A 22,448-nucleotide genomic window follows, 5' to 3' on the forward strand; every position below is an offset into this window, starting at 1 on the left:
ACCAAATGCAATGAATGTGACAAGTAAGGTGGTTTTTATTTCCTTCATATATTTTAATTTTCGAAAAGAGCTGGTCTTTGGGTAATTTCGTGATAACAAACCGAGTTTTCATCAAAAAAATGAAACACCATACTTTTTCGAGTTTTATCTTTATTGGTATGCGGTTCTCCTCCATGTAAAACATTGGCATGCCAGATCAGCATATCTCCTTTTTTACATTCGAAGATTTCTTTTTTAAGGTCTAATTCTTTAACTTTTTCCTGGAGCATCAATTCGTAACCTTTGTTTCCTTTATTGCCCAGCATCCAAAAATTACCTTCATTGTCGTAATCAGAGTTCATATAATAAGGTAATTTGTGACTTTTGGGATAATAATGAAGTGCGCCCTGATCAGCCTTTATATCTTCCAGCGCAATCCATACACCGATCAGTCCACCAACTGGGAATGTGGTCATATGGATACTATCCGAATGTGTTTTCTGCTGGCTTCCATTAATAAAATTGATACTTTGAAAGAGCTTGGTCTTTCCATCTAATAAAATATCGAGCAGGTCTAATAAAGATTTCTCCAAACCTATTTCCTTGATAATTTCTGACTTATGCAGAGCAAACATGAGTTTATTTCCATATTTGAATTTAATCTCGTTGCTATCCAGAAGTTTCTGAATCTCCGAATTAACTTGATCGGCTTGCTCTGCCGATATAAAACTTTTGATAACACTGTACCCATTATCAAAAAAATGCAAAAGACTTTGCTGATTTTCCACGGTCTGATCTTTATAGAAATCTGTTTTGAGAATGGCCTCAGTATCTTCCTTTCTTACAAATTGAGATTCTATTTTTCTAAAGTCCTTGCTAGAAATAGGAGAAAAATAACTTTTGTTGATTTTGTATTTTTTGTAAAGAGGAATATTGTGCTGTAATTTCTTTTTATTGAAAATATTGAAAAATGCGTAGCTTAATTTACTGTTCTTAATCAACGAGATCATGGATTCTTATTTTTACCAAATTTAAAAAAATAATTATTTATAAACGTTATAAACAATTATTTATCTTCGTCGTCTTCCCCACTCCAGTGGTTTTCCTCGAAAGAAATACTGTCCAGAGCCAACAACTCGGCCTCACGCTCCAGAGATTCGCGAAGTGTAAATGTGATCATCTCTTTATCCTTCTCTTTCGCCAATCTTCTCGTCATGGCTTTGTCAATCAGCATAAAACGCTTGCCCATTCTGCGGGCAGTATATTTTCTCATCCCGTTCTCCTGCAGAATGTCGACCGCCATATCCACAGCAGTCCCCAGTGTCTCCCTATAGATATGACTGACATTCTTATTAAGGAAATCGTAGGCATCCAAACGGTTTTTGGCCCTTACAAATATCTTGAGTCCGGGATAATTTTCTTTGGCGTAATCCACCAGAAATCTATTTTTCTCCGGGTCATCCAGACAAAGCACAAGAAGTTCCGCATCCTCTATTCCTGCAGCTCTTAACAAAGCCGGCTTTGTTGCATCACCGTAATATACGTTAAAACCATTCGACCTCAAAAGAGCGACCCTGTCCGGGTCATTATCCAAAACCGTGGAGCGGATTCCGTTGGCTTTCAAAAGACGCCCGACCGTACTTCCAAAAAAACCGAATCCTACAATTATGATCTTACGTTGTTTGATGATTCCGAGTTCTATATTTTCCTCGGTCTTTTGCTTTATAAATCGTTTGTCCAGAATCTTCTCCTTGAAAATCAAAAGTAATGGGGACATACACATCGTGATCGCAACAATCGCCATTAATTCCGAATTTGCCTGATAATCGATCAGGTATAAACTCGCCGCGAAATTGACCAAGACAAAAGCAAATTCTCCAACTTGTGACAAAGCAAAAGCCAGAAAAAAACTTTGTTCATTGTTCATCTTGTAATACTTCCCGATTCCAAACAGAACGACAGCTTTGATAGCCAAAACAATAAATGCCGCAGAAAAGATAAAGAAAGGCTTCGAAGCAATAATATCAAAGTTAATAGTTGCACCGACGCTTACGAAAAACACGGCCAACAATAATCCTTTGAATGGGTCGATGTCGCTTTCCAATTCGTGGCGGAACTCACTGTTTGCAAGCATAACACCTGCGATGAAAGCACCTAAAGCAGGACTTAGTCCAACAGAAATCATCAATTCTGAAACGCCGATAACTAGAAATAAAGAAGCGGCCGTCAATAATTCATTTAAACCAGATTTTGATACAAATCTCAGGAACGGAATGAAAATATATTTTCCTAAAAGTATTAATGCCAAAACCCCCAGAATAACTGTAAATGGCTGTAACCATTCCGGCAGATATTGCAGTAATATTTTTTCATGCTCAGCTTGGGATAACGCTTTTTGAGACTTGGACAAGAAAGGCAATAATGCCAGAATCGGAATGACAGCAATATCCTGAAATAAAAGGATTGAAAAAGAAGATTCTCCGCTAACTGTCCTGAAAAGATTCTTTTCTTTCAAAGTCTGTAAAACAATCGCAGTGGATGACATTGCAAAACAAAGCGAGATAATGAATGACTTTTTCAATCCAAACCCTGCAATATAAAAAACAATGAAGATCCCAATGATACTTAATAACATCTGACTAAGACCCAATCCAAGAATCCGCTTTCTGATCTGCCAGAGTTTCTGAGGTTCCAGTTCCAGTCCCACCAAAAACAACAGCATGATCACGCCCAATTCCGAAGCATGCATGATATCTTCCGCATCTCTTCCTGTCAGTTGCAGACAGAACGGACCGATCAAAATCCCACCAAGAATATATCCGATGACCGAACTCAACCCAAGTTTTTTTCCTAACGGAACCATAATAATGGCCGCTCCAAGAAAAATCAGGATTGTCATTGCAATAGAGTTCTGCATCTATTCTATTTTTAGTATTTCCGATAATTCCTCACACTGCAGATCAAGCTCTGCGTCGTTCAAATTATCCGCGTTATAGATGATATGTATTTTTTTAAGGTCAATATTGTTGACTTGTAAGGAAACCTTGAGTCCGGAAAGTAATTCCTCTACTCCTATTTTATATTTTCCCTCTTTAGCATAATTGTTTTCTCTCCCACCCACACTTGTGATAATCAAAGCGTCTTTTCCGGAAAGAATATTAATTCCATTCTCAGAAACCCAGCGCATATCAAAAACTTCATCTATCCAAAGTTTCAGCAATGGCGGAAGTCCGAACCAAATGATAGGAAAATGGAAAATAATCCTTTCGTATTCTACGATTCTTTTCCTTTCCCGAAAAGGCTGGATATGAAAATCGGGATAATCCTCATACAAATCCCGAAATGTGACATTGTCCATATTTTCATAACATTCTAACAATCTAACATTTGTGGTAGAATGTTCGAAGTAAGGATGCGCAAATAGAACCAATGTTTTTTTCAAAGAAATCTCGATTTTCGTAAATATAGTGAATTTTTGTGTTGATGTCAAGGTTTGGGCTGTTACGAAATTGAGAATAATTTTGTAGATGGGAATTATTGGGGATATTTGAATTTTAACAAAAAACAAAAAACCAGACAAAAAATCTGGGTTTTATTTTATATTTTAATTTCTCAATTACCATCCGCCAGAAGCACCGCCTCCGCCAAAGCTTCCGCCTCCGCCAAAACCGCCGAAGCCTCCGCCTCCACTACTTCCGCCACCAAATCCGCCTCCTCCGAAACTTCCCGGAAATGGGAATGGAAAGAATCCGCCTCGGTATCGTCGGTTACCTTTTCTCGAGAGCGTATAATCATCGTCGTCATTGTTTCCTCCACCATTGTTACCATTCAGAATACTTATCAAAATAATAATGACAATTATAATCAGAATAATAGCGCCAATACTGATTCCGCCATCGTTCTTTTGTTTCTTGACAATCGGTTTGAATTTCCCTTGAACCGCTTCCATAATAGCAGAAGTTCCACGGTCAATTCCATTATAGAATTCTCCTTTTTTGAAAGCAGGTGTTACGAGATAATCCAGGATCTGTCCTGCAACCGAAGCCGTCAAATATTGCTCAACAGCCCGGCCTTGCTGGATAGACATTGTCCGGTCTTCTGTTGCAATCAGGAAAACAACGCCGTTATCTACTCCTTTTTGCCCAATTCCCCATTTTTCGCCGTACATCGTTGCGAGATAATTGACATCTTCGCCACCAGTTGTCGGGAGAATTATGACCTCGATTTCCGTAGAAGTAGAATCGGAGAACTTGATGAGTTTTTGATTCAGTGCATCCTTTTCAGATTCCGACAACAATCCGGCTTTATCATAAACAGGATAGAGCATCGCTGGTTTTTCCGGCACCAGCTGAGCTTTGGAAAACAATCCAAAAATCAGGAACAATGCGAAAATATATCGTTTAAGAGAAGCTGATATCATTGGGTAATTCATTGATATTTTCCCCAGAGATCGGGAAATATTTTTTGAGTTCGAGTCCTGTTTTCAGAATCGCATCTTTCAGACCTTTATAATAATTTTCCTTTGCAAATTCAGAAGTGATCTCATCGTGAAGATCATCCCAGAATTGTTGCTTTACTTTCTTATGAATACCCTCGTCTCCGATAATTGTGAGATAATGTCGTTCAAAATTCACAAAAAACAAAACGCCGTTTCTTTCTTTGGTCAGATGCATTTCCAACGAATTAAAAATCGCAAATGCTTTTTTTGCAAAATCATCTTCGGCGGTGGAATCGATATGCACACGAATCTCACCCGAAGAATGGTCTTCAGCTATTTTGATGGCTTCCACAAGGGAAGCCATCTCTGTATCTGTAAGGAAATGATTCATTATTCTGAAAATGCAGGAGGTGCTTTTTCTGCGCCAGCTTCTGCTTTGAAGTATGGTTTTTCTTTGAAGTTGGAGAAATTAGCGATCACGTTATTTGGGAACTTTTTAATATTCGTATTATATTCCTTCGCCGCATCATTGTAATAAACAGTTTCTGAGCGGATACTGTTCTCAATTGCCGTATATTCTCTTTGGAAATTGATATATTGCTGGTCGGCCTTCAGGTTTGGATAACTTTCTACAACTGCCAATAATCTACTTAAAGAACCACTCAATTCGCCTTGTGCTGCTTGAAATTTTGCCATATCGGCCTCGGTCATATTGGTTGGGTCGATGTTAACTGATGTTGCTTTTGACCTTGCCTCAACCACTTTTGTCAAAGTTTCAGATTCGAATTTAGCGTAAGATTTTACCGTCCTCTCCAAGTTGGGGATCAGGTTCGCTCTTTTCTGATAAACGGTTTCCACGTTTGACCATTTGGCATTTACGGTTTGTTCCTGTCCTACAAAACCGTTTCTAATTCCGACTGCCCAAAATCCTACTATAGCGATCAACGCAACAATTACGATTAATACAATACAACCTTTACCTTTCATAGTTTGATGTGTTTTAAAATTTTTTAATTAAATCAAATATACAAATTAAATATATCCGCAAAGTTTATTTTTCAAAAACCTTGGCTTCTTCCCAGAGCTCATCCATCTCAACAAGGTTTAAATCAGACAAAACCAAATTTTTGCTAAGGGCCAACTCCTCCATTTTCTGAAATCTGGAAATGAATTTCGAATTTGTTTTTTCCAAAGCTGTGTCGGCATTTAAGCCTGAAATTCTCGAATAATTAATCAAAGAGAAAAACACATCACCTAGCTCAGCTTCTTTTTTATCCTTGTCCGTTTCCTGATGAAATTCCTGCAGTTCTTCTCGTACTTTTGCCCAAGCATCGTCCGCAGAATCAAATTCGAACCCGATTCCTTTCACTTTATCCTGAATTCTATAAGCCTTGATAATTGGTGGTAAACCTTTCGGAACACCCGATAAAATGGATCTGTTTCCTTCCTTCAGTTTCAGTTTTTCCCAATTTTGCTTCACTACTTCTTCATCTTCGGCAACGGTGTCACCATAGATATGCGGATGACGGAATATCAGCTTTTCATTCAAAGAATTGATGACATCAGCAATATCAAAACTCTCTTTTTCTGAACCTATTTTCGCGTAGAAAACCAAATGTAAAAGCACATCGCCCAGTTCCTTTTTAATTTCCTGCAGATCCTCAGTCAGAAGTGCATCAGACAATTCATAAACTTCCTCCAAAGTCAAATGACGAAGTGTCTCAAAAGTCTGCTTCTGATCCCACGGACATTTTTCCCGCAGGTCATCCATTATATCGAGAAGCCTTCCAAAAGCTTCCATTTTTTCTTGTCGTGTATTCATAAATAATGAGTGATATTTGATAAAGATAATGTCAGGCTGAGGTTCTCGAAGCCTTTTTGACCCTAACATCATCAATAATGATATGACTGTTGATTTCCAATAATTTATTTAAAAATTCTTCCCGATCTTCAGGTGTGATATAAAGGTCGTTCTTAAATTTCGAAAAGACAATCAATCCACCAACAGAAGTGCCACATTTGTGAAACCCGCTCCACATTGTTTCTCCGATTCGGATTTTTGTGATTTTAAAAATACTGACCCTGAAAATATCGAAGATAACATTCACAACTAGATCTTCGCTGTCAATTCTAATTTTAACAAAGAAAAAACCAATTAATAAAAGCGTATTGATACCCGACAAAATAATTGCCATTATCAGCCATTCTGAAAAAGGCATATCAAAATAAGCTGAGACAATAATGATTACAAAAAGCAAACTGATCCCTAAAAATAAAGAACCATAAATCCAATCTCTTTTGCTTTTGTAAACTTTCATTAATGCGATTTGTTTTGAAGCATTGGAACAAATTTATAAACACCGAATTCCTCTTTTTCAAACTGAGTATCAGAAATTTTAGTAAATCTATAAAGAATCTGTTCATCAGTTTTACCTAGTGGGATTACCATTTTTCCACCAACTTTCAATTGTTTTAACAATTCCGTTGGGAGAACTTCCGCACCACAAGTCACCAATACTTTGTCAAAAGGGGCAAACGTCGGCAAACCCGCAAATCCGTCTCCGAAACTCTGGAACTTGGGTCTCAAATCCAATTCTCTAAGAATTTTGCTTGAAAAATTGTACAGATCCTTTTGACGCTCAATCGTGTAAACCAAAGCTTTCATCCGGATTAGAACCGCCGTCTGATAACCGCACCCTGTCCCTATCTCCAACACTTTTTCGCCTTCATTCACTTCCAGCAATTCAGTTTGTTCGGCAACAGTCGATGGATGAGAAATTGTCTGTTTAGAAGCGATAGGAAAAGCACGGTCTTCGTAAGCATAGTCTTCGAAAACACTCTCTATGAAAAGATGCCTGGGAACTTCGTTCATTGCATTCAAGACGAAAGAATCTGTAATCCCGATTTTCTGATGAAGATAATCGATTAATTGTTTTCTTTTGCCCTTGTGGACGTAAGTATCTCTCATTATTAGCTTTAATATTTTGAACCACAAAAAACCACAAAAGAAACAAATTAAAATCAAATGTTCGAAATTATAATTTACTTAAAAGAAAGTAGTTAAAACTTTTATGGCTTTTGTGGTTAATTAAACTGCAATTTCGGAAGTAAAATTTTAAAATCCAAACAAGAATCATTATTTTAAAAATATATCAAATAATTGATCGTTAATCAGAATAAAGTTTATAGCTTTGATTGTTTTTTTATTAAAAATTCAAATACATCTTCAATTAATTGAATGAAAGAATGGATGTTATGCAGAAATTAAGAGCTTACATTAAAGGAACCGGTTCATACGTTCCTCCAAAAATTTTAAAAAATGATTTTTTCGAAAAAGTAGGCTCTTCCAACGAGTGGATTTTTAAGAATCTGGGAATCAGAGAGCGCCGGATTGCCGAAGGTGAAGTGACCAGCGATCTGGCCTACAAAGCAGGACTGAAAGCTCTGGAAAATACCGATGTAAAACCAAAAGACATCGACCTGATCATTGTTGCAACTTCTACACCTGACAGACAGGCCCCGTCAACAGCGTGTTTTGTTCAGGAAAAAATGGAAGCGCCACAGGCTGTTGCATTTGATATTTCTGCGGTTTGTTCCGGTGGACTTTACGGCATTGCGATTGGCTGCCAGTTTATCGAAACCGGAATGTATAAAAATGTTTTGGTCATTGGCGCTGATACTTTTTCAACGATTACCGATTGGGAAAGAAAGGATTCGGTTTTCTTTGGAGATGGTGCAGGCGCGATCTTGCTCTCTGCGACGACCGAGGACAAAGGTTTTTTCGATTTCAAATTGCACGCAGACGGAACCGGGAAATATCATTTCAATATTCCGGCTGGCGGTTCAGAAATGCCAGCTTCAGAAGAAACTCTGAAGCAAAGACTTCATTATTTCCAAATGAACGGGAAAGAAGTTTTTGAAACCGCGACCAGAGTCTTGCCGGAAACAATCAATGAAATTTTAAAGGCCAACAAGCTGACTTCCGATGATGTAGATTGGGTCATTCCCCATCAGCCAAGCATCAGAATTTTACAGGAAACAGCCAGGAAAACCAATATCCCGTTCGAAAAAGTGATGACGAACATGGACAAATATGCCAACACTTCCGGCGGAACTATCCCGATTGTCCTTGATGAAACTTACAAAAGCGGAAAGATCCAGCCGGGAAATCTTTTGCTTTTCGCAGCGGTTGGCTCCGGCTGGACCTGGGGAACTGCACTTTATAAAGCGTAGTGAATTCATTAATTATTAATTGTTAATTAACAATATGTTAGATAATCAAACTTTTCTAATTACCGGAATTGCGGATGAGAATTCATTAGCAATGAAAACCGCTGAAAAAATCCTTGAAAACAACGGAAAAGTTGTCTGCACAGGTTTAGGCGTGACGCCTTTTCACAAAAATCTTTCCGAAAAAGCAGAATCTTTCCTCAACAAAAATTACGAAGACTTCGAAAATGCCTGTAAAAAAGTTTTAGGAAATGATATTTACACGGCCCCTCTCGATGTGACCTTGCCGGAAAGTTTAAGCCATTTTGCCAATGATCTGAAAACAAAAAACATTGAACTGAATGGTTTTCTTCACGCCATCGCAATGGACAAAACCATCCGGAACAAATCCGTGAAACCAATGCTGGAAGTGACCGCCGAGGAATTCAATGACACGATGAATGTGTCTGCATTTTCATTGGTTACGCTGTGCCATTCATTATTATACAATGGTGTTTTGCAAAACGGTGCTTCGATAGTTTCATTAAGTTATATCGCGGCGGAGAAAGTTTCCTTTTTCCCTTACATCAATATGAGTATTGCGAAAGCAGCACTTGAAAGATTGACGATTGAAATGGCTTATGAATTAGGTGTAAAACATGGTATTCGCGCAAACGCCATCCGATTCTCACCTTACATGGGAAGTAAGGCAGGAAATGCAACTTTGAAGGTTGAAGATGTGGAAAGAGCGAACAGGATCAGTCCGTTGGGTAATGCTTTGCCTGAAGATTTAGCGCACGAAATCGTTCATCTTTTCCGAAAAGAAACCAGGATCACCGGGGAAATCCGTCATGTGGATGGTGGTTTTCATATTATGGGATAGATCGGGTTGGAAGGTTTGAGTGATAGAGAGATGAAAGTGTCTTGGATGTCTTCGACCATAATCAGACTGACAAATCTAATATTAACAGTTTATTTTCAGCGATGTCAGGCTGAGGCTCTCGAAGCCTTTCATAAATTAAATCTCAATAATCAACCTCAAACTAAAACGTCTTGCATCTGCTAAATCTGCAAGAGAAATATTTCAGTAAAGATTCAAGTTGCAAGTTTTGTGGCTTGAATTTTTATTTGGTTAAATTGCATCATCAAAATTATTTAGATTTATGAGACAAATAAAAACGGCTTTGTTGGCTTATGGCGGTTCGGGGAAACTTTTTCATGCACCATTCCTTGAAGTTAATGAAGGTTTCGAACTGATAGGCGCCTACGAACGAAGCAAAAAAAATATACAAACCGATTACCCAAACGTTAAAAGTTTTGATTCGCTGGAAGAAGTTCTGGAAAGCGATGCAGAGCTGATTGTGGTCAATACACCAATTGATACCCATTTCGAATTCACCAAGAAAGTCCTGGAAGCTGGAAAACACGCTTTGGTAGAAAAGGCTTTCACCACGACTTCTCAGGAAGCGGAAGAATTACATAAACTCGCCAAAGAGAAAAATCTGAAACTCTGTGTGTATCAAAACCGAAGATATGACAGCGATTTCCGAACCGTAAAAAAAGTTCTGGAAGAGAATTATCTTGGAGACATTGTGGAAGCAGAAATCCGTTTCGAAAGATACAATCCTGAACTGAGCCCAAAAGCGTGGAAAGAAGACGGAAATCCCGGCGCCAGTATTTTGATGGATCTGGGTTCGCACGTGATCGACCAGGCATTGACATTATTCGGGAATCCGGAGAAGGTTTTTGCAGACATCAGACGAACGAGAGAAAACACACAGATTGATGATTATTTTGATATTTTACTTTACTATCCTGACAAAAGAGTGCGATTGAAATCAAGTTATTTTGTGAAAGAAATGACGCCATCTTATGTTCTTCAGGGGAAAAAAGGAAGTTTCCTGAAACACCGGGGCGACATCCAGGAAGATGAATTGAAATTAGGCAAAGTCCCGAATCGTGAAAATTGGGGAACTGAGCCTGATGATAAAACCGGACTTTTGGCTTATAATGACAGAGTTGTCAACTTCCCGACGTTCCAAGGGAATTATCTGGATTTTTACGATGACCTTTACAACGCCATCGTGGATGATAAAAAAGTTCCTGTGACGGCAAAACAGGCCTACCATATAATGAAAGTGATTGAAGCAGCTAAGGAAAGTTCGGAGAAGGGAAAAGTTGTTGGTTTATAAATAAGACTTCGGTTCCGATCAGTCTGACATTTAAAAATTTCCATTTTTTCATTCCGTAGGAATCTTATCACTAGCTGTTGAGATCCTTTCAGAAATCGAAGATCCGACGGTCAATGACAAATATTGTTTTATCGCAACAACTATTATTGCATGTAGAATCCGCAGTCCGATTTGAGCTGACTCTTCGTGACAAATTGGGAGTCCTTCGACAAGCTTAGGATAAACTACAAGCGGGTATAGCTTCCCAAATAAAAATAAAGACTCAGAATTGCAAGAAATTCTGGGTCTTTATTTTTACATAGATTTATAATTCTAGAAAATCAATACTTGATCATTAACACTCCGCTTCCCTTGATCCTATACAAACCTCCTTCCGGTAGTACTTCATCGGTTTGTGCTGTTGCTTCGTTATCATAAACAGGACATCCCTGAATGATAGCAGGTGTAATGTCAGAAGCATTCTTTACTATACGGAGTTGGGACTGGGATTTTTCTTCTACTATAGAAGATTTGGCCAAGACCGAACGATCGATGGTCTTCAGAACGCCGTTAGCATCCACTACAACTATCCTATCATTTGGATTGGTACTGATATAATTAGGACGCTGGGCTGCCTGCAAAGTTTGCCATGCCGCTAAAGTTCCATAACCCAGCGCATCTATACGTACTCCGCCCAATATCAAGTCAAGCCTTTGGGTAGGGTTTCTATAAAAGGCATCTACATTAGGATCCGCACCCAGAGACCAGTTTCCCCTTTCATCCATAATAGCGCGATAGACATTGACCGCTGTAGATGATGCACTACCATCACTATTCGCACCCGAAGTTCCCAACCATATCTCTCCTCCCACCGATGTATACTTTCCTGTTCGTAAAACAATTCCTGCCCGCTGTTGTGTAACTGCCGTGGTCAGCCCATAATTATTGCTGGACGTGGAAGTATGTCCTTCAAATGCTGTAATAGAAGTTCCATTTGGCCTGGCAGTCCTGGCTCCGATAGTTCCTGATGAAATAATATTACGATGTACGATGGCCTGTGCATTATTGGTGGTCGCCAAACTATAATTAATATCCAGATCGCTGTTGGCTTGGAGGGTCCATTTATCATCAAACTGATTGCTTCCAAAAACAGTATCTGAAGGAGAATATCCAACTCCCACTCTTCCTTTTGGTGTTACGATAATATCATCCAACACCTGCGTTGTAGTAGGCGTTCCGGTCGAGGGATTATCTTTTACCGCATCAATATGAAAAGTTCCCAGCCCTTGACTGGTGCCCACTGCTACATTTCCTTTTTGATAGATGTCCTGCGTATTAAGTGTTGCTTCTGTATCAGTAGTACGAACTTTCCATGGTTCCGTTCCCCCAGAAGCAATACCTCCCGTAAACTTTTGCCAAAGAACTCCATCAAAATAATAATAGCCCGGCGAATCCACATGAGTCCTCGGGATATTCGTATCGCCACCGGAAACATCGGTAACATAAATAAGAGCTGCCGTCTGATCGACTCCATAAGTTGCAGTATTATTAGTAAGTTCGGCTCTGGTAAGCCGTGGAGACTGAAGACCGATGTGTTGCGTATTATCAGTAATACTTCCAGAGACATCTCTTTTGGCACTAACGTCTAATGTCGTTTTGGGGCTATTGGTATTGACACCTACTTGCCCAAAAGTTAATCCAAATGCAACCAATGCAATGGATAGATAAACTTTTTTCATCTTTTGTGTTTTTGTTCGATGCAAATGTAAAAAAAATCAATAAAAAATACCTTTATTAATATTTTTAATAATTAAAATAAATTTTATTAAAAACAAATTAAACAATAATCAATTAAAAACGACAAAAAAACATCCATAACAATTATAAAATACTCTTTACATAAAACTAATAGATTATGATCAGATTATTCGTATTGGAAAAAAAAGATGTTGCTGAGAAAGATTAAAATAAAATTGTTTGTAATCATTACTCGCTCTCAAAATTCGACTAAATAACAAGACTCAAATCATGAAAAATTATATGTCTTTTTTTGATGCCGAGTTGCTATAATTCTTAAATTTACGACCTTAAGAAAATTGAGCTATGATAAAAGCAGGACTTGTAGGAGCAGGACATCTCGGAAAAATCCATTTGAGATTACTGAATCAATCTGAAAAATATGAACTCGTTGGTTTTCACGATAAAGATGTAGAAAATGGTAAAAAACTGGCAGCCGAATTCGGGTACAAATATTTTGAAAGTTTCGAAGAATTATTAGAAGAAATCGAAATGCTGGATATCGTAACACCAACGGTTTATCACTACGATTATGCAATGAAGGCGATTGAGAAAGGAATCCATTTCTTCATCGAAAAACCTGTGACCCAGACCTTGCAGCAAGCGGAGGAAATTCTTTTCAAGTGCAGGGAATTTGGTATAAAGGCACAAGTTGGTCACGTTGAACGATATAATCCGGCTTTCATTGCAACGAAAGATTACATCAAAAATCCAATGTTCATAGAGATTCACAGACTGGCTGAGTTCAACCCGAGAGGAACAGATGTTTCTGTAGTTTTGGACCTGATGATCCATGACCTGGATATTCTGCTTAGTCTTGTGAAATCGAAAGTGAAGCAAATCCACGCCAGCGGTGTTTCCGTCGTAAGCAAAACGCCAGACATCTGCAACGCCAGGATCGAGTTCGAAAATGGCTGTGTCGCAAATCTCACAACTTCCAGAATATCGATGAAAGCCATGAGAAAATCAAGGTTTTTCCAACAAGATGCCTATGTTTCAGTAGATTTCCTGGAGAAAAAAGCGGAAGTTATCAGAATGAAACCTGCGCCGGAAAACCCATCTGACTTTGACATGATCATTGAAAATGCGGAAGGTGAGAAAAATCAGATCCTTTTCGAATATCCGAACATCCAGCCGAACAATGCCATTCTTGACGAATTAGAAAGTTTCGCGAATGCTATCGAATATGATGTTCCTGTACAAGTCTCCTTGGAAGACGGAACCGAGGCCTTGAAAGTGGCACTGGAGATCGTGAGGTTGATACAGAAAAATTAAAACATGAATTATATAAAATATTTTTTAGTAATACTCCCATTATTCTTTTTCTCTCAAGATCCCGATATAAAATTTGACAAATATCTTGACAACAAAACAAATGTCGTATATGCTGATAATAATGAGATCTGTCCTATAAGTGTAGAATATTCATACTCTGGTGAAAATGTATTATCAAGTTTGCCAAATAAAAGCATCATTGTTGTTCCTGCAAATGCTAAGAAATTTATCATTTCCAGAATTGATGCTGAAAATAAATCTAAGGGCTTCAAATTTAGTTATAGTGTATTTTATGTTTTCGGAGATGTGAATTCAAAACCATCGAACCCTGATGAAACTTATTGGTTGCCCTACTCTGTTGGAACTTCACAGTCAATCTATCAAGGGTACAATGGGAATTTTTCTCATCAGAACGCTTATGCTTTGGATTTCAGTCATAAATTGGGAACCGAGATTTTTGCGGCTAGAAGTGGAAAAGTCGTTACTACAAAATCTGATTCTGACCGGGCATGCTTCACAAAGGACTGTGCCAAATATAATAATAAGATCATCATTCTGCATGATGACGGAACCTTCGCAGAATATGCCCATCTCAAAAAAGATGGTGTCATTGTAAACAAAGGTGATGAAGTGAAACAAGGACAGCTCATAGGATACAGTGGAAATACCGGATGGAGCAAAGGACCGCATCTTCATTTTTCAGTTTTTTCCAATAAAATAGATGGGGAAAGAAATTATTATAAAACAAAATTTAAAGTAAAAGAAAACCCGGAACCAATCTATTTACAAGAAAAACAGAGATATACAAGAAATTACAAATAAAATTAGCCAAGCTGGTCTTTTATTTTCTGAACAGCCAGTTCCAGTTTTTCTTTATCTTTCAGTTCACATTCCCAGATTGTAAGGGATTTCCAATTCATTTCTTTTAACTGATCAATAGCTCTCAGATCTCTTGCGATATTATTTTCGAATTTGGTTTTCCAGAAATCTCTGTTGGTTTTCGGTAACTTGTACTGACAGTGCGGGCATCTGTGCCAAAAACAACCATTCACAAAAATGGCAATTTTCTTCGAAATAAAGGCTATATCCGGTTTACCCGGAATTTTTTTTGAGTGAAGTCTATACCCGCGGATTCCATTTTTCCATAGCTCTTTTCTAAGTAGCAATTCCGGTTTGGTATTTTTACTTTTGTTCTTGCTCATGACCCTGGAAACACTCTCGTTCTTTGGAATCGGAGAACGTTTATCTCTGATGTATGTTTCAGGTTGTTTCATTGGAAAAGTTTGCTAATAGTCTTAATATTATGTTAAATCCAAAACTAAGACCAAAAATACTAATTTGAATTATTTCCAGATTTTTATGATATATGAATAAGATCACTTTTCAGATTCGGAAAATATGATATATTTACAAAAAGTAAACTTTAAATTCAAATAGGTTTTTGCAGACCCTAAAGAAATTTAAAAAATATATGAGACCGAAAGGTCCATGAATCCTAGATAAATAATAAATAATGAAGAAAAACATCGTTGTCATCGGAGCCGGAACTATGGGAAATGGTATTGCACACACCTTTGCACAAAGTGGTTTTACGGTAAATCTCGTGGATGTAAAACAGGAAAACCTGGACAAAGCCCTGAAAACCATCACTACCAATCTGGACAGGATCATCGCAAAAGGTAATCTTACAGAAGAAGAAAAAGCACAAACTTTGGGTAATATCAAGACCTTTACAGATATAAAGGACGCAGTTACTACCGCTGACCTCATCGTAGAAGCAGCTACGGAGAATCTTGACCTGAAGCTTAGGATATTTTCGCAGATGGACGAATTGGCCCCTGAAAACTGTATCCTGGCGACCAACACCTCTTCTATTTCCATCACACAAATTGCAGCAGCAACAAAACGCCCTGAAAAGGTTATAGGGATGCACTTTATGAACCCTGTTCCGATCATGAAACTGGTTGAGATCATCAAAGGTTATTCGACATCCAAAGATACTTTTGATGTTATCTTTGAAATGTCAAAAAACTTAGGAAAAGTTCCTGTTGAAGTCAATGATTATCCCGGATTCGTAGCCAACAGGATCCTGATGCCAATGATCAATGAGGCTATCGAAACATTATATAATGGCGTTGCAGGTGTGGAAGAAATAGACACGGTTATGAAGCTCGGGATGGCCCATCCAATGGGACCTTTGCAGCTGGCAGACTTTATCGGGCTGGATGTTTGCCTTGCGATACTAAACGTGATGTACGAAGGTTTCAAAAATCCGAAATATGCACCAAATCCTCTATTGGTGAATATGGTAATGGCTGGCAAAAAAGGTGTGAAATCCGGCGAAGGTTTCTACGATTATTCTGAAAGTAAAAAAGCTGAGAAAGTTTCGAAAATGTTTTTGAAATAATTCTAAAATCTCCAATTAGTAATTTCGGATTACGATTTATAACTTTGTCAGAATCAGATTTGATCCTGACATTTTTATTTAAAGAACTATGATTTCAATAAAACTCAATTCAAAGTACGAGAAAATCCTACAGTTTTTTCTGATTGTCGTTACTTATACGATGATCATCCTAAGATTCTTACTGAACGAGAAAGGACGTGTAAGCCCGGACTCTATAAGATATCTGCGACAGGCCAATATTTTCCCGATCATCGATGATACAATTGCACCTTTGGGTTACCCGTTATCCATCAGGTTCTTTACGTTCTTCGGAGTAGATGAATTTTGGGGCAGCAAGCTGGTGGGACTTTTTGCATATACTTTCATTCTGGTCTTTGCCTATAGGAAAAAGTTTTACTTCAAGGAACTTTTGGTCGTTTCTTCTTTGTTCAGTTTTGTAAGCATCTTTTCTTTCACGATGAGCGAAGCCTTTACATTGCCTTTTGTCATTTTTTTATTCTTTACAGCCCGTCAAATTTTAAAAAATAGATTGTCCCAGATCCAGGGCATCTTTTTCCTTACCCTCTTACTTATAATCCTTCTCAATATCCGTTATAGTGCATTGTTCTTTTGCTTGGGCATTTTGGGGTTCGGGGTTATGAATTTCAGGAAAAACTATTGGAAGACCTTTGCCGTTTCAGGAATTTTGGGGATCGGTTTTTATGGACTTTACAAATTGATTTTCATCGATTATTTTAATGAGAATTACATTGCACAATCTCTCGAAATCGGGTTGAAACCTACTTCTACTCTAGTGCCCGAACTATTTCAGGGACTTGCAACCACTTTTGATCCGTTTGTCCACATTGCTGACCCCAATGGCGGAATCATCAATTATGGAATCTACGGAATTGGAGCTTTGACAATTGTTGCCATGATTTTCCTATTTGTAAAGACCAAACTATCTGAAACGGAGAGATTTATTCTTATCATTTCCCTTGTCTGTATCGTTTGTTCTTATTTCATCCAGTATTTTTATTGGATCAATCCGATGGATTATAGATTACTCGCTCCTTTTTCCATTGGGATATGGATCGTTTTTCTAAGAAAACTATTTCGGATATTAGATGACATTGTCTATTCCATCGCTTTTTTAAGTCTTATGACAGGTTTTATCTTCACCTGGCTGTCAAAGGGCGATTATCTGGAGAACAGAAAAATAATCTCCGGGTTTCTGGAAAAAGAAAAACTGAAGGACACAACCTTCGAATATTATGTAGAAACGCTTGAGAACTTGGATCAAGTTCAAGTTGCAGAACTTATCAGTACAGTGAACCCTCGAGTTTACATCACTTTCAAGGCTGCAGATACTGTGAAAAAAAACGTATTGACAAGGTATAAGGTAGAAAGTAAGGTCAGTATCAAAAAAAATAATTATCAATAATTCTTTTCGGGAAATTTTCTATCTTTGAAAAATAGAGTGATGATCTCAAATGCTCTGATTTATATTAAAATTTTATATTATGAAATTACCTAAGTTTTTATTAGCCGACAATTCTGATTTCCCAGAAGATCTTTTTGTAGTACACACAGAGTATCCGCGTTTCATCCTTAACGTAGAAGAAGAGGATGTAGAATGGTTGGACGATTTGGAAGGGGATGATGAAGAAACTGTAGCAAACGAGGCTACAAAAGTTGTGGAAGAAGCCTTCAAATGGTGTGATGAAGAACTTGCAAAATACGACGACGAGGAAGACGAAGAATAATAAAAAAAGGAACTCAAAGCTGAGTTCCTTTTTTTGTGTGAATATTTCAATTTATTGTTGTTTATTAAACTTCAATAATAAAAGATTGTCCTTATAAAGTTCCAATGTAGTTTCTGTAACTACATACTTGTTCACTTCTGGCAAAACACTTAGAAAACTGGTCTCAGTTGTCATATTGTTGCACATTTTCCTAGTAGAGCCAATAGCTTTTGCAGAAAAATTGCCTGCAGAAGTGTCTATTGTGGCCTCAGAAAAATAGTTATTGCAACCTGCATTTCCAGAAATCCTGTTCTGCTCGATCAACAACGTTGGCTTATTTGTGATATCATCTGCCAAAACCCATTGTGTCCCTGTAATAGGCGCCTGGTTTTTTCCAACTTTGGAAGCATTTCCTAATCTGCTTGTACAAGAAACAATAGACAGAGATAATATGGATATTAAAATAAGTTTTTTCATTTCATAAAGAATTACCTTTCAAAGATAAGATTTTATTCCTTAACATAATATTCGGACAGAAAAAAGACAGCACAAAATCAATGGCCAAAAATTGAATATATTAGGAAAAAATCAATTTTTGAAACATCAATCAAATTAATAATGAATAAGTTATGATTTATTAATTTTAATAGCCTAATTTTGCACCCCGAAATAAAGAATCATAATATGAAAAGAATTGCAGAACACAGAAAGCTTCTTGGTATTGATAAAACCGCAACTTTGAAGGATCTGAAGACCATCTACAGAAATACGATGAAGGACACACATCCTGATAAATTTGTAAATAATGAAGAAGGAAAACTGGAAGCAGAAGAAAAAAGCAAATCTGTAATAGAAGCTTATCATTTTCTAGTAAGCATCCACGAAGAAACTCAGGAAAAATACAAAGAAGAATATACGGAAACTATTACAAAATCTAATATTCAGGATTTTTATCTTGAGAAATCGATTTTGACCGTTCAGCATCTCAATGGACAAATGTTCGAATACATCGGTGTTCCAAGAAATACTTACATCAAAATGGTAAACTCAGATTCGCCAAGCCGTTTTGCAAGAAGACACATCTACGGAAATTTTATCTATAGAAAATCCGGCGAGGTAATGGCGGATTAATTTTCTATTTAATAAAATACATTGGGACTTTCAGATCTTTCTGAGAGTCTTTTTTTTGCTTGAAAACAAAAAACCGCATCAATATAAATTGATGCGGTTTAAAGGTTAATTAAATTGATATATTAATCTACGTGCTTAGGCGTAAATCCGTCTTCACTTAGTTCCCTGTGTTTATAATCTGCCTTCATCTCAGCATCATAATCCACAGTTTCGTGTTTGCCCATTCTTCTCAAAATTGAATCAAATAAAGAGTAAACAACTGGTACGATGATCAAGGTCAGGAATAATGATGATGTCAGACCACCGATGATTACCCAAGCCAGGCCGTTGTTCATCTCCGCTCCTGCTCCTTTTGCAATCGCAATCGGGATCATCCCGAAGATCATCGCAATCGTGGTCATCAAGATCGGACGAAGACGGGCGTGGTTCGCCTGGATCAGAGCGTCGTGAGTATTGGCTCCGGCTGCTTTTCTCATATTGGCAAAATCGACAATCATGATCGCGTTCTTCGCAACCAAACCGATCAACATGATCATACCGAGCATCGTAAAGATGTTCAATGAGTTCCCTGTGATCGCAAGGATCACCATTACCCCGATCAGTGCCAATGGAATCGAGAATAATACCACAAATGGATAAACAAACGAGTCATACAAGGAAACCATTACCAGATAAACCAATACAATAGCCGCCAACAATGCTATCCCTAACGTACCAAAGCCTTCGGTCTGATTTTCCATATCACCACTCCAGATGTAAGTCACACCAGCAGGTTTTGTCTTTTGGTTTTCCATAAACTGGGCCGCCCATTCGTTAGCAACGTCTCCAACCGGACGACCTACAACTTTAGATTTTACCTTTACAGAAGGTGTTTTATCTCTACGTTCTAGCAAACTTGGTCCGGAACCCATTTTCACTTCAGCAAATTGGCTCAGTCTGACCTGTTCTCCGCTAGGATTTGTAAACATCAGGTTTCTTACATCATCAATAGATTGTCTGTTGGCATCACCAAAACGGATGTTGATATCATATTCATATTCCCCGGCTCTGAACTTTCCGTCTGTATTCCCACTGAACGCAGTCTGCATCGTTTGTCCTACACTTGAAAGATTCAAGCCCAAAGAAGCCATCTTATCTCTGTCGATATTGACCTGAACTTCCGGGTTTCCAGAATCGGTTGATAATTCGGCATCTACAGAACCGGGAACTTTTTTAAGCAATTCGAGAATTCTGTTCGCTTCTTTGTTTGCTGTTTCGTTATCCTGCGCAGTTACCACTAGTTCGATCGGAGCGTTGTCTGCTCCCATTAATCCGATCGGTGCTGTTTTAAACTCAACGCCGGTGAATTTCTCTTCCAAAGCTCTCTTGATCTTGGCTGATTTGATATCCGTACTTTCATTACGCTCAGACTTATCAACCAAAATTACCTGAATCTCTGATTGATACAAAGTGGCCTGTGCTCCACCAAAACCTGATGACTGCTGACCAACTGTTGTGATCATATCTACGACATCTTTATCATTTCTAAGGTATTTTTCAACCGCCAATGTTACCTGGTTGGTTTTCTCAACAGAAGCATCTTTTGGCAGTTCCATCTGAACCAGGAACTGTCCTCTGTCCATTTTCGGGAAGAATTCTCCCCCGATAAATCCGAATGCCACCAACATAAAGGAAGAGATCAAGATAAGGAATGTTACAACAACGGTCGTTATTCTTCTTAATGTCGATTTTAGACACCATTCCAAAATCCCACTGATCCAGTGCGTAAATTTCTCCAATTGTTTTTCGAACCAAAGGATGAATTTCTCAAATGGGTTCTTTCCTGTCAAATGTACCAACTTACCAAATCTTGAAGATAGCCAAGGAATAATGGTGAATGACGCCAATAATGATAACATCGTCGCAATAACAACGGTAACGCAGAACTGCGCCAGGATATCAGCCACCAAACCGGAACTCATCGCAATCGGTAAGAATACCACCACAATTACCAACGTAATCGCCGTTACGGTAAATCCAATTTCTGAAGCTCCGTCGTACGCTGCCCGGATCCTGCTTTTCCCCATCTCCATATGACGGTAAACGTTCTCCAAAACTACGATCGCATCATCCACAAGGATACCTACCACAAGTGAAAGTCCCAATAAACTCATCAAATTCAAAGTATATCCCATCAAATACATCCCGATCACAGTTGCAATCAGCGATACCGGAATCGAAACCATTACGATAAATGCGTTTCTGATGTTGTGAAGGAACAATAACATGACCACCGCAACCAGGATAATTGCCAGGAATAAATCAAATATTACGTGATCTGCTGCTTCAAGGGTAAAATCTGTACTATCATCAACAATATTTACTTTTACGGCTTGTGTTTTATAATTTTCCTGAACCTGGGCAATTGTTTTCTGAACTAATTCTGAAACAGATACTGCATTGGCATCAGACTGTTTCTTGATTTGCATCAAAATCGTAGAATTCTGATTGAATCGTGCCACTTTCTCAACATCTTTCTGTGTATCGAAAACCGTTGCAATATCAGACAAACGAACCTGAGCTCCATCTTTGTTGGAAACTACAAGGTTGTTCATCTCCTGAACATCTCTATATTTTCCAGAAAGTCTGATCGTAGAACGTGAAGTTCTGGTCTTCAAAGCACCCGTCGGGAAATCTAAGTTTGAAGAAAGAATTGCTTGTTGTACGTCTCCAATCGACAGTCCATAACCCTGCAATTTTTTCTCGTCAAGACTTACCTGAATCTCTCTCTCCTGTCCACCGACAAGATCAACCTGGGCGACACCATTTACACGGGAAAAAATAGGCTCTATTTTTTTATCTAAAAGATCATAAAGGTCTTTATTATTAAGCTTATTACTGGTAATACTCAATGTCATGATCGGAAGATCGTCCAAAGAGAATTTCTGCAATGATGGCGGATCCGCATCATCCGGAAGATCTGCCAAGATCGCATTTACCTTACGTTGCGCATCATTCAAAGCATAGTTCACATCGGCCCCAGTGTTCAGCGTAACCATGATCACCGATAAACTTTCGTAAGAAGAAGATTCAACTTTCTTCACATTTTCCAAAGAACCAACCGCATCTTCGATCTTTCTGGTGACCGAAGTTTCGACCTCGGCAGGCGAGGCTCCCGGATAAACCGTAGAAATGGTTACTATATTGGTCTCAAACTTCGGAATCAATTCGTACCCCATCATAGAGTAACTCAACAAACCACCCAGTGTCAGGATCGTAAATAATACGATAACCAGTGATGGTCTTTTAATGGATATTTCTGCTAACTTCATCTGTAC

22 protein-coding genes are annotated in these 22,448 nt (G+C 38.2%); 9 read left to right on the forward strand and 13 right to left on the reverse strand.

From position 1 onward, the window contains the following. Positions 1-53 precede the first annotated feature (53 nt). The 9 genes from K319_RS0113515 to K319_RS0113555 form a co-directional block, all read right to left on the reverse strand. The gene (locus K319_RS0113515) at positions 54-989 is read right to left on the reverse strand and encodes a phytanoyl-CoA dioxygenase family protein (RefSeq protein ID WP_027384074.1); all 936 of its coding nucleotides are present in this window, start codon (positions 987-989) and stop codon (positions 54-56) included. 56 nt (positions 990-1,045) lie between these two features. Next, entirely contained in the window at positions 1,046-2,896 is a 1,851-nt protein-coding gene (locus tag K319_RS0113520; protein ID WP_027384075.1) for a monovalent cation:proton antiporter-2 (CPA2) family protein, read from the reverse strand. Next, complete coding sequence (locus tag K319_RS0113525; protein ID WP_027384076.1) at positions 2,897-3,421, reverse strand: NAD(P)H-dependent oxidoreductase; 525 nt, start codon at positions 3,419-3,421, stop codon at positions 2,897-2,899. 174 nt (positions 3,422-3,595) lie between these two features. Further along, positions 3,596-4,399, reverse strand: a complete 804-nt coding sequence (locus tag K319_RS0113530; protein WP_027384077.1) for a TPM domain-containing protein — start codon at positions 4,397-4,399, stop codon at positions 3,596-3,598. Then, on the reverse strand, positions 4,380-4,808 hold the full coding sequence (locus tag K319_RS0113535; protein ID WP_394330687.1) for a TPM domain-containing protein: 429 nt from the start codon (positions 4,806-4,808) through the stop codon (positions 4,380-4,382). The genes K319_RS0113530 and K319_RS0113535 overlap by 20 nt, the downstream gene beginning before the upstream one ends. Then, a complete protein-coding gene (locus tag K319_RS0113540; RefSeq protein WP_027384079.1) occupies positions 4,808-5,404 on the reverse strand; it encodes a LemA family protein in 597 nt (198 codons plus the stop codon). Before K319_RS0113540 ends, K319_RS0113535 begins: the two co-directional genes overlap by 1 nt. A gap of 64 nt (positions 5,405-5,468) precedes the next feature. Further along, positions 5,469-6,239, reverse strand: a complete 771-nt coding sequence (mazG, locus tag K319_RS0113545) for a nucleoside triphosphate pyrophosphohydrolase (RefSeq protein ID WP_027384080.1) — start codon at positions 6,237-6,239, stop codon at positions 5,469-5,471. Between the two features lie 31 nt (positions 6,240-6,270). Beyond that, positions 6,271-6,735 (reverse strand): PH domain-containing protein, encoded by a 465-nt coding sequence (locus K319_RS0113550; RefSeq protein ID WP_027384081.1) that lies wholly within the window; start codon positions 6,733-6,735, stop codon positions 6,271-6,273. Continuing rightward, complete coding sequence (locus K319_RS0113555; RefSeq protein WP_027384082.1) at positions 6,735-7,385, reverse strand: protein-L-isoaspartate(D-aspartate) O-methyltransferase; 651 nt, start codon at positions 7,383-7,385, stop codon at positions 6,735-6,737. The genes K319_RS0113550 and K319_RS0113555 overlap by 1 nt, the downstream gene beginning before the upstream one ends. A gap of 287 nt (positions 7,386-7,672) precedes the next feature. Between K319_RS0113555 and K319_RS0113560 the strand changes: the two genes are divergently transcribed. The 3 genes from K319_RS0113560 (at position 7,673) to K319_RS0113570 (ending at position 10,818) form a co-directional block, all read left to right on the forward strand. Next, positions 7,673-8,650, forward strand: a complete 978-nt coding sequence (locus tag K319_RS0113560) for a 3-oxoacyl-ACP synthase III family protein (protein WP_027384083.1) — start codon at positions 7,673-7,675, stop codon at positions 8,648-8,650. 34 nt (positions 8,651-8,684) lie between these two features. Continuing rightward, complete coding sequence (locus K319_RS0113565; RefSeq protein ID WP_034671822.1) at positions 8,685-9,509, forward strand: SDR family oxidoreductase; 825 nt, start codon at positions 8,685-8,687, stop codon at positions 9,507-9,509. Between the two features lie 280 nt (positions 9,510-9,789). Then, a complete protein-coding gene (locus K319_RS0113570) occupies positions 9,790-10,818 on the forward strand; it encodes a Gfo/Idh/MocA family oxidoreductase (protein ID WP_027384085.1) in 1,029 nt (342 codons plus the stop codon). Positions 10,819-11,138: 320 nt separating this feature from the next. Here K319_RS0113570 and K319_RS0113575 read toward each other — a convergent pair whose 3' ends face one another. Further along, positions 11,139-12,536: a hypothetical protein gene (locus K319_RS0113575; RefSeq protein ID WP_027384086.1), complete on the reverse strand. Its 1,398-nt coding sequence runs from the start codon at positions 12,534-12,536 to the stop codon at positions 11,139-11,141. A gap of 364 nt (positions 12,537-12,900) precedes the next feature. Between K319_RS0113575 and K319_RS0113580 the strand changes: the two genes are divergently transcribed. Continuing rightward, positions 12,901-13,869 carry a Gfo/Idh/MocA family oxidoreductase gene (locus tag K319_RS0113580; protein WP_027384087.1) on the forward strand — a complete coding sequence of 323 codons (969 nt, stop codon included), beginning with the start codon at positions 12,901-12,903 and terminating at the stop codon, positions 13,867-13,869. 3 nt (positions 13,870-13,872) lie between these two features. Then, positions 13,873-14,691 carry a M23 family metallopeptidase gene (locus K319_RS20480; RefSeq protein ID WP_034671824.1) on the forward strand — a complete coding sequence of 273 codons (819 nt, stop codon included), beginning with the start codon at positions 13,873-13,875 and terminating at the stop codon, positions 14,689-14,691. Between the two features lie 2 nt (positions 14,692-14,693). Here the strand turns inward: K319_RS20480 and K319_RS20485 are convergent, their stop codons facing one another. After that, positions 14,694-15,143, reverse strand: a complete 450-nt coding sequence (locus K319_RS20485; RefSeq protein WP_051230691.1) for a very short patch repair endonuclease — start codon at positions 15,141-15,143, stop codon at positions 14,694-14,696. Positions 15,144-15,382: 239 nt separating this feature from the next. On the opposite strand from K319_RS20485, the gene K319_RS0113595 reads away from it, so the two are divergent. The 3 genes from K319_RS0113595 (at position 15,383) to K319_RS0113605 (ending at position 18,021) form a co-directional block, all read left to right on the forward strand. Beyond that, positions 15,383-16,276, forward strand: a complete 894-nt coding sequence (locus tag K319_RS0113595) for a 3-hydroxyacyl-CoA dehydrogenase family protein (protein ID WP_027384088.1) — start codon at positions 15,383-15,385, stop codon at positions 16,274-16,276. Between the two features lie 88 nt (positions 16,277-16,364). Next, entirely contained in the window at positions 16,365-17,699 is a 1,335-nt protein-coding gene (locus K319_RS0113600; protein WP_027384089.1) for a hypothetical protein, read from the forward strand. A gap of 79 nt (positions 17,700-17,778) precedes the next feature. Further along, positions 17,779-18,021: a hypothetical protein gene (locus K319_RS0113605; protein ID WP_027384090.1), complete on the forward strand. Its 243-nt coding sequence runs from the start codon at positions 17,779-17,781 to the stop codon at positions 18,019-18,021. Between the two features lie 51 nt (positions 18,022-18,072). Here the strand turns inward: K319_RS0113605 and K319_RS0113610 are convergent, their stop codons facing one another. Then, on the reverse strand, positions 18,073-18,477 hold the full coding sequence (locus K319_RS0113610) for an META domain-containing protein (protein WP_027384091.1): 405 nt from the start codon (positions 18,475-18,477) through the stop codon (positions 18,073-18,075). A gap of 207 nt (positions 18,478-18,684) precedes the next feature. Between K319_RS0113610 and K319_RS0113615 the strand changes: the two genes are divergently transcribed. Then, positions 18,685-19,131, forward strand: a complete 447-nt coding sequence (locus K319_RS0113615; RefSeq protein WP_027384092.1) for a KTSC domain-containing protein — start codon at positions 18,685-18,687, stop codon at positions 19,129-19,131. 122 nt (positions 19,132-19,253) lie between these two features. On the opposite strand, the gene K319_RS0113620 is transcribed toward K319_RS0113615, so the two are convergent. After that, a complete protein-coding gene (locus K319_RS0113620) occupies positions 19,254-22,442 on the reverse strand; it encodes an efflux RND transporter permease subunit (protein ID WP_027384093.1) in 3,189 nt (1,062 codons plus the stop codon). Positions 22,443-22,448 lie beyond the last annotated feature (6 nt).

Origin of the sequence: Epilithonimonas caeni DSM 17710 (genome assembly GCF_000426465.1) — a bacterium.
GTDB lineage: Bacteria > Bacteroidota > Bacteroidia > Flavobacteriales > Weeksellaceae > Epilithonimonas > Epilithonimonas caeni.

What these genes read in the sequence shown, in the direction of transcription:
- K319_RS0113615 (WP_027384092.1), top strand. Translation starts at nt 18,685, where the DNA reads ATGAAAAGAATTGCAGAACACAGAAAGCTTCTTGGTATTGATAAAACC.
- K319_RS0113610 (WP_027384091.1), bottom strand. Translation starts at nt 18,477, where the DNA reads ATGAAAAAACTTATTTTAATATCCATATTATCTCTGTCTATTGTTTCT.
- K319_RS0113555 (WP_027384082.1), bottom strand. Translation starts at nt 7,385, where the DNA reads ATGAGAGATACTTACGTCCACAAGGGCAAAAGAAAACAATTAATCGAT.
- K319_RS0113565 (WP_034671822.1), top strand. Translation starts at nt 8,685, where the DNA reads ATGTTAGATAATCAAACTTTTCTAATTACCGGAATTGCGGATGAGAAT.
- K319_RS0113515 (WP_027384074.1), bottom strand. Translation starts at nt 989, where the DNA reads ATGATCTCGTTGATTAAGAACAGTAAATTAAGCTACGCATTTTTCAAT.
- K319_RS0113550 (WP_027384081.1), bottom strand. Translation starts at nt 6,735, where the DNA reads ATGAAAGTTTACAAAAGCAAAAGAGATTGGATTTATGGTTCTTTATTT.
- K319_RS0113520 (WP_027384075.1), bottom strand. Translation starts at nt 2,896, where the DNA reads ATGCAGAACTCTATTGCAATGACAATCCTGATTTTTCTTGGAGCGGCC.
- K319_RS0113535 (WP_394330687.1), bottom strand. Translation starts at nt 4,808, where the DNA reads ATGAATCATTTCCTTACAGATACAGAGATGGCTTCCCTTGTGGAAGCC.
- K319_RS0113595 (WP_027384088.1), top strand. Translation starts at nt 15,383, where the DNA reads ATGAAGAAAAACATCGTTGTCATCGGAGCCGGAACTATGGGAAATGGT.
- K319_RS20480 (WP_034671824.1), top strand. Translation starts at nt 13,873, where the DNA reads ATGAATTATATAAAATATTTTTTAGTAATACTCCCATTATTCTTTTTC.
- K319_RS20485 (WP_051230691.1), bottom strand. Translation starts at nt 15,143, where the DNA reads ATGAAACAACCTGAAACATACATCAGAGATAAACGTTCTCCGATTCCA.
- mazG (WP_027384080.1), bottom strand. Translation starts at nt 6,239, where the DNA reads ATGAATACACGACAAGAAAAAATGGAAGCTTTTGGAAGGCTTCTCGAT.
- K319_RS0113580 (WP_027384087.1), top strand. Translation starts at nt 12,901, where the DNA reads ATGATAAAAGCAGGACTTGTAGGAGCAGGACATCTCGGAAAAATCCAT.
- K319_RS0113530 (WP_027384077.1), bottom strand. Translation starts at nt 4,399, where the DNA reads ATGATATCAGCTTCTCTTAAACGATATATTTTCGCATTGTTCCTGATT.
- K319_RS0113560 (WP_027384083.1), top strand. Translation starts at nt 7,673, where the DNA reads ATGCAGAAATTAAGAGCTTACATTAAAGGAACCGGTTCATACGTTCCT.
- K319_RS0113605 (WP_027384090.1), top strand. Translation starts at nt 17,779, where the DNA reads ATGAAATTACCTAAGTTTTTATTAGCCGACAATTCTGATTTCCCAGAA.
- K319_RS0113570 (WP_027384085.1), top strand. Translation starts at nt 9,790, where the DNA reads ATGAGACAAATAAAAACGGCTTTGTTGGCTTATGGCGGTTCGGGGAAA.
- K319_RS0113600 (WP_027384089.1), top strand. Translation starts at nt 16,365, where the DNA reads ATGATTTCAATAAAACTCAATTCAAAGTACGAGAAAATCCTACAGTTT.
- K319_RS0113575 (WP_027384086.1), bottom strand. Translation starts at nt 12,536, where the DNA reads ATGAAAAAAGTTTATCTATCCATTGCATTGGTTGCATTTGGATTAACT.
- K319_RS0113620 (WP_027384093.1), bottom strand. Translation starts at nt 22,442, where the DNA reads ATGAAGTTAGCAGAAATATCCATTAAAAGACCATCACTGGTTATCGTA.
- K319_RS0113540 (WP_027384079.1), bottom strand. Translation starts at nt 5,404, where the DNA reads ATGAAAGGTAAAGGTTGTATTGTATTAATCGTAATTGTTGCGTTGATC.